The organism is Bacillus sp. mrc49, assembly GCF_002803435.1.
The window spans coordinates 1-1022 of sequence record NZ_PHNG01000114.1 but is presented as its reverse complement, the minus strand read 5'-3'; the positions used below and the strand labels follow the sequence as shown (position 1 = coordinate 1022).

Genomic DNA, 1022 nt, shown 5'->3' with positions numbered 1-1022 from the left:
TTTGAGCTATCGTGATGTATATAATGCATTATTTCAATTTGATGAAGACAATCCCGCTCATACGATCATTCGCCAATTAAGATTTCCGCGGGCAATCGCTGCAGTGTGTGTAGGAGCTGCGTTAGCAGTCTCAGGGGCAATCATGCAGGGAATGACGAGAAATCCATTGGCTGATCCTTCCATACTGGGAGTAACCGCCGGATCATCGTTTTTCATTGCGATTGCGCTTGTGGTCATGCCGGGTATAACGTATCTGGGCTTAATGATGTTCTCTTTTGCCGGTGCAGGGTTGGGCGCAGCATTGGTTTTCGGAATCACATCGTATTCAAGGGGCGGCATAACGCCTGTCAAGCTCGCACTCGCCGGCTCGGCGATAGCATCCTTGCTTAGCTCGCTTTCAACTGCGGTCGGGATCAAATTCAATATTTCAAAAGATATCAGCTATTGGTTTGCCGGAGGGGTTTCAAGTGTGCAGCCACAGCATGTTTTATTTACGCTTCCATTTATAGTGGTGGGGATATTGGTAGCTTTGGTTCTTTCCCGCTCCATTTCCATTCTTAGTTTAGGGGAAGAGGTGGCAAAAGGACTTGGGCAAAATACCGGAATCGTGAAGCTTATAGGAATGATTGCGGTCCTGCTGCTGACCGGAGCTGCAGTATCGATTGCAGGCATGATTGGGTTCGTAGGCCTGGTCATTCCTCATATCACCAGGTTTTTGGTCGGGAATGATTATAGGCTGATCATCCCTTGTTCCGCCATTCTCGGTGGCGTGCTATTGCTGGTTGCCGATATCGTCGGACGGATGGTGAATGCTCCATTCGAGACGCCTGTCGGGGCCATCACAGCTCTCATTGGCGTTCCCTTTTTCCTTTATTTAGCTCGTAAGGAAGGGAGGGGATTATGATGCCGAAGCAATCCGGCCCCAATGAGGGACGCTTTAAGAAACTGCTTGCCTTAACAAGTATTTTAACCATAATTGTATTTTTCATCAGTATTAACGCAGGATACCTCAAGATTCCGCT

The 1022-nt window shown here is 48.0% G+C and carries 1 protein-coding gene; it reads left to right on the top strand.

The genetic code is table 11. The features are described 5' to 3' along the window. Positions 1-904 (top strand): FecCD family ABC transporter permease (locus CVN76_RS00785; RefSeq protein ID WP_100530080.1); only part of this gene is annotated, 904 nt, incomplete at its 5' end. Between the last annotated feature and the right edge of the window lie 118 nt (positions 905-1022).